The sequence below is a fragment of the Corynebacterium marquesiae genome, assembly GCF_030229635.1.
GTDB classification, from domain to species: Bacteria; Actinomycetota; Actinomycetes; order Mycobacteriales; family Mycobacteriaceae; genus Corynebacterium; species Corynebacterium marquesiae.
The window spans coordinates 1-5642 of record NZ_JASPII010000026.1 but is presented as its reverse complement, the minus strand read 5'-3'; the positions used below and the strand labels follow the sequence as shown (position 1 = coordinate 5642).

The window sequence follows — 5642 nt, the reverse complement described above, 5'->3', positions numbered from 1 at the left end:
CAGCTTCGAATGATCCCGAGCCTGCGTGCGGGTGATCGTGGTTCATGTACCAGTCGCCAGCGTGGACCACGTGGGCCTGGGCGGTGCTGGCGGTTTCCAAGACGCGGATCGTGTCCGGGTTAGACATCATGCCGGCTTTGTCTATGCAATTGGTACACAGTTGTTAATACTTCAGGAGGAGCTACACGAATACTTAACACTTTGCAACGCAACGGCGTTGCAACCCGTTACGCTTAAGTCTACTTTCAGTAATGCTAAATCGTTATGGAAAGTAAGCGGCGGCGGCCAGCAAGCCATTGGAGCACCTCCGGTGCTCATGGCGCTGGCGAGGGAGATTTTCTCCCTCGACCCTCTACACCGTTACGAGCACCAGGAGCCAAAGGCTTGGTGCCACGGTGAGGGGTTCGCTACGTGAGCCTTTACATGCGGCCCTTCGGGGTCGCTTTTTACGTCTCGTAGCGAGAGCATAAGACTAATCCAACCGCCTTCAGGCGGGTGGATTAGTGACAGCGGGTCACCGCTGTCAGTTGTGCCGGCTATGCCGGCCACCAGCCCCTCCTCAGAGGGGGTGGTGTCACAACTCCTTATGCTCTTTTCGTGGATTTTGCCGTTTACGGCTACATCCGTATTTTTCTAGGCGAAAACATATAGTGACCTGGGGGTTTTAATGTATACATTAAAGCGTTTATCACTCCATTTTTAATGCATCATATGATGCATTAGCTTAAATCCCCTGGTCACAGGGTCGTTAATGTATACATTGGTTTTAGCGAGTGACGCAATGCAGCACACGGGTATGAGCGCCCCTTTTAGGGGCCGAATGGAGGGCCCGTGTGGCTGCGATGCTGTCTTCTCCAGGACTATAAGCACCGCGTTGCCTATCGCGTTCTTGTGCGTAGTACGTGAGGGGGTTTGTGCCGTCGTGAGCGGAGTTCGCGACGGCACCTATGAGCCGTAACCACGGTATTCACATTAGTCATATTGTGATCTAAACCACTAGATTTCTGTCCAAGAGTTCAGGCCGGCTTTAAACCTGGAAGGTTCCCCGCAGCTCTCCTAACGCGCGCGGTCGCTGGGCTTGTAGATATGCAGATCTCATTCACCCTCAACGAGCAAACCAACGCTCTAACGCCAAAGATTGAGAATATGCTTTTCTCACAGACAGGTTTCCCATGGCAACTCCATGTCTGCAGCTAGGTCGACGGTCGTGAACTGCTTATGGGTGCAAACAGGAGGATTTTATGTAAATAATGTAACGGTAAAATCACGGAGAGGTGTAGATAACACTACTGATTGATAACGTTCGCGGGGCTTCTCCAGCGAATTAACTAGATAAAATTTTTCGCCTCAGCAAACAAAATAGACTCTGCAAAAGTGCTACTCCAACACAGCTATCAGCAGTTCATCTGGTAAATATCCGAATTCCCTTTTAGTGGTAGAAAGACTCAAATAAATAATGAAATTCAATAAGAAAAAATATTTTGCTCAAGCTCTATGCGTTTTAGGAGGCTTGTTAATCGCTTTTATCCTTGCAACAGTAATAAACGCTGAAGGATCCGAAAAAAATTCGATACTCAGTATTGGCGTTTTAACCGGATGTCTATTAGCAATACTTCTGCAATTTTTACCTATCGAGAGGAGACATCAAAATGATGCTCAACCAGAAGGCAAAAAGTAGACTCACAGCATTGTTTGCTTGCGCAGCAATAGCCACAACCGGCGCAGTAGTAGCACCTTCTGCCATTGCGGCAGAACCTGCCCTATCTTCCTCTCAACCAGTAGCCGCAATCCCTTATGGGTGGACAAAGGTCGATGGACATCCAGACGGCACACCCAAAAAAGAGTGTGGTCCATCCAACGATGGGGAAATGGTTGAAACCGAAGACGCCGAGGGAGGACGACGGTTCTGGTCGTGCAGGCACATAAACCCCATTTTCAAAGATCCGTACTGGGAGTGGAGCGAGACTGTATTACAGTAGAAAGCTAACGTAACCATGGAACTAACGCCTAGAGCACAAGAATGCTTCGCGATTGCCGCTTCAATCGCAGAACAAGTTGGTGTAGACAAAATAGGCGCCGAGCATTTGCAACTAGCCCTCCTACAAGATGAGGACTCAATTCCTTATCAAGTTCTTGACGCTGAATACGATGCTGACCTGTTCCGGAAAAATCTATCCTCCTACTTAGAAAAGGAAGGATATAAACAACCGACTAATCGCGCTTCTTTTCTTCCACGTAAAAACTAATTTGATCCTTGATCAAAACATGATCGCCGCAAGCTTTTGCCACCAAAGAACTTGCGGCCGGACAAGACTGGGAACACTTCCGTGGTGAGGTTAAGAAAGCCATTCTTGAGCTCACCGCCGCATGACCCAACGCCGCTCGTGCGATAAAAACTGCCAATCGCTAGAATTCCTAGTTACCCGACTAACACTAAGAGTGCATATAGTGTGTGTTCCCCAGCCGCTTCGCGGCGTGGTCTCGGGCCGGTTCTTCCGTCCCGAAAATCAGGCGACAGACCGCCGCAAGACTGCCCGGCTTGTCCGCCAGGACTGGCGGGTGGGACAGCAACATATTTGGGTACATTCCGCCCGACCGTGCTTGTCAGCCCTGCGGGGCGGTGCAGCGGCGTCACACGGCGCGCTGTGCACCCGTCTAAGCGGTTAAAGGCCCGGCAGCGGTACCCACACGGAGGGCTAGGGGCTTCTGCGCGATTGAGTACGCGAGGACTGAATCGGGGCAACCGAGCCTTCTGGCTCGGGCGGCAGCACGGCGAGCACCCGGAGCCGGACAACGCGACAGGTTCGATATTCCTTTTCCGCACGACCGAAATACGGGACGTGCAAGGAGGAATCCATGAAAAGAGACCCACGCCCCCACACCAGTCTTAGGCGACTTTCTGAGCTGCTCTCGCTCACACTAGGCGCTGCCTTGGGCGCGATACTTGCCGACCCTATGGCCACGATCCACAGCTGGAACGAACTGCTCGACCTACTCGTCTTCTGGCGGTAGCGGCGACACACTATTGGCACTCTTAGTGACACCGGGACATAGTCCATCCAACCCAGTCTTGCTAAGAGAGGTTTTACTTAACTGCCTAACGGCAGGGGAACCGTATATTGCTTACGGCATTTCCCACCTATCAAGACTTAAGCAGTCCTAGCTCTCGCAGAGTCTTTAGGTGCAGATTCACTGTCCGCTTAGTAACGCCGAGTTCGTTCGCTATCTCGCGTGCCAATGGAATTTCTCCAGTCTGCGAAAGCGCATCCAAAGCAACACTAAGGACTCTCGCTTGAGTGCTTTTCCCTTGGATAGAGCGTCGCTTGTTTGCAGCAGCTAAAGACTCCCGTTGTCCTTGCGCATATTTACCGTCGGGGTTTGTTTTCCAGCGTTGTGCGGCTTTCTGGCCGCCTCTGCGGCCCATGGTAGCCAGTGCTTTTCGTTCGCTGCTGGTGGCTTTTCCTGGAGAACTAGAGCCGCTGTAGGCCCCGCTCTTGGACTGGGTGACGTAGCCGCGCACGCGTCGTGCCATGGTTTGGCGGTCGCGCATGGGCGGCATCTCACTGTCACGGCCGGCTCCGCCGTGGGCGTGGGCGACGTTGTAGGCGTGCTCGTAGGCGTCGATAATGGCAGCGTCCGTCAGGCGTTGGCCTTGTTGGCGTAGGCGGTGGCCGGCCTTGAGCGCATGACGGAAGGCTGTTTCGTCACGTGCCGCTTTGCCTGGGGTAATCCACAGCACGCGCACGCCGTCGATAAGCTCCGGATCGTATTGGTCAAGACCATCGGCGATTTCAGCATCTACGTCTTGGGCAAGAGCTTTAAATGCTTGGGCTTCCTCACGACGCGACTTCACCGCGTTAATCAGTTCCCGGCCAGAGGAAAACTGCTGGCGCGGGGCGGGGTTGAACTGGTCGTGTCCTGCCATGTCCCTCACCTGCTTTACCAAGTCTCCAAGACGCATCACCCTATTGTGCTGCCTGTACCAACGATAAGCCGTGGGAGCCTTGCCGGTATAAAACGGGTTGCGGCTAAAGCGGTGAGAGAAGTGAGGGTCGTGGTCTAAAAGCTCACCCAGTACGCGCGTGGTCGCGGCCAGTAGCTTCATCTGCGCTGATTTACCGCCACGGTCAGCGTAGACGGGGTCGATAAGCCATATGAACTGGGCTTTACCGTTAGTCGGGTTAATTCCCACCCACGCTGGGCCGATGTTGTGGGCGATAAGTGAGCGCACCACGCTACGGACATAGGGGTTTAAGTCTGCGGGGTCGCCGCCGGCGGTTCCTACTTGGTCAACATCAACGACCAGGACGGCAGCGTACTGCTTACTGGTAAGCATGACGTACTCACACCGACCCAGGGCTTCGGTGTCGAAGCGATACATGCGCGGTGAGTTCGTACCGTCAGCATTACGCATATAAGACTTGGAAAAATCCCGTCCGACAGACCCGTGGAGTACCTCGCGGCCTAAATGAGCGCGGAGCAAGTCGCGGTCACTGGCGGATGCTGGGGTGTTATCCAGCCCGCCGCGGTCTGGTTCGACGCGGGTAGGTGTTTTAGTGTGCGCATTCTGCGCATGAGTCTGTAAACTCATGACCGTGCTTTCTCCCAGAGATGTGCTGGGTGATAAGCGAAAGTCACTGGGTGCCCGCCCGGTGACTTTCTTCGTTTTTTAACTGTCTTTCACCGACTCTAAATGACAGCGGTGTGATTTTCCAGTGGCGACACGCATAAATTCGCAGGTGAAGGCATATTTTTGGTTTACGCCCTGGTTTACGCCCTGCACTGAATCCTGGCAGAGCGGATTCTCCGTCCAATCGATGGGAATCCGCCCCTTTTTCTCGTTTTCCGCCACACCGAAACAGCGCTCTGTTTCAGCACCCGGAACGCAGTATGGTCAACGCATGACCAAGCCTGACCAGGGTGACCACAAGGGTGACCACAAGGGTGACCACAAGGGTGACCATGCAGGTGTTCACCTGACCACATGGTCACCCCGAAAGGCAGCCGAGGAAACTGGGGTAAGCCGCAGCACGATCATGAGAATGCTGCACAAAGAAGAGCTTCCCGGAGCAAGGAAAATAAACGGTCAGTGGGCAATTCCGGTAACGTCCCTTGGGGCTGCAGGGTTGCGCCCAGGAAAGCCTGCACCCGCCGAAGATTCGTCTGTCCAGGAGGGTGACCACGGGGGTGTTCAGGGTGACCATGAACATGTCCGCACAGGTGACCAGGGTGACCACCTGAACACCCTTAATCTGCAACACAAACTCGAACTAGCAGAGCTGCGCGAGCAGTCCCTCCGCAAAGAATTAGAGGCTCAAAAAGTCCTCGCCTCGGAACGCGCAGCCCGCATCGAAGACCTCCAAAAGGCCCTACTGATGCTAGAGCGCGGCTCATCTGACACCCCAGCCCCCGAACCGTCGAGGCAACCTACCGACGACAACACTGCAGACTCAGAAACTCCTGCCGCACTCTCCTCAACAGAATCAGAGACTGCACATGAGGAAGAACCCAAGCAACCCCCACAGCAAGGATTCTTCGGACGCCTTCGCGGCCTATTTTCCTAGCCAGCTTCGAATGATCCCGAGCCTGCGTGCGGGTGATCGTGGTTCATGTACCAGTCGCCAGCGTGGACCACGTGGGCC

4 protein-coding genes are annotated in these 5642 nt (G+C 54.0%); 3 read left to right on the top strand and 1 reads right to left on the bottom strand.

Translation table 11 applies throughout. The features are described from left to right. Positions 1-1456: 1456 nt before the first annotated feature. Together QP971_RS11115 and QP971_RS11110 are read left to right on the top strand one after the other, a co-directional pair. Complete coding sequence (locus QP971_RS11115) at positions 1457-1678, top strand: hypothetical protein (RefSeq protein WP_284811905.1); 222 nt, start codon at positions 1457-1459, stop codon at positions 1676-1678. A 316-nt stretch (positions 1679-1994) separates the two neighbouring features. Then, positions 1995-2246 carry a Clp protease N-terminal domain-containing protein gene (locus QP971_RS11110; RefSeq protein WP_284811903.1) on the top strand — a complete coding sequence of 84 codons (252 nt, stop codon included), beginning with the start codon at positions 1995-1997 and terminating at the stop codon, positions 2244-2246. A gap of 896 nt (positions 2247-3142) precedes the next feature. Here the strand turns inward: QP971_RS11110 and QP971_RS11105 are convergent. Then, positions 3143-4591, bottom strand: a complete 1449-nt coding sequence (locus QP971_RS11105; protein WP_284811911.1) for a replication initiation protein — start codon at positions 4589-4591, stop codon at positions 3143-3145. Between the two features lie 310 nt (positions 4592-4901). Between QP971_RS11105 and QP971_RS11100 the strand changes: the two genes are divergently transcribed. Then, positions 4902-5564: a helix-turn-helix domain-containing protein gene (locus QP971_RS11100; RefSeq protein ID WP_284811909.1), complete on the top strand. Its 663-nt coding sequence runs from the start codon at positions 4902-4904 to the stop codon at positions 5562-5564. The last annotated feature ends 78 nt before the right edge of the window (positions 5565-5642 follow it).

Bases quoted from the DNA above. Each gene is read 5' to 3' on its own strand.
- QP971_RS11115 (WP_284811905.1), top strand. From the start codon at position 1,457: ATGAAATTCAATAAGAAAAAATATTTTGCTCAAGCTCTATGCGTTTTA.
- QP971_RS11110 (WP_284811903.1), top strand. From the start codon at position 1,995: ATGGAACTAACGCCTAGAGCACAAGAATGCTTCGCGATTGCCGCTTCA.
- QP971_RS11105 (WP_284811911.1), bottom strand. From the start codon at position 4,591: ATGAGTTTACAGACTCATGCGCAGAATGCGCACACTAAAACACCTACC.
- QP971_RS11100 (WP_284811909.1), top strand. From the start codon at position 4,902: ATGACCAAGCCTGACCAGGGTGACCACAAGGGTGACCACAAGGGTGAC.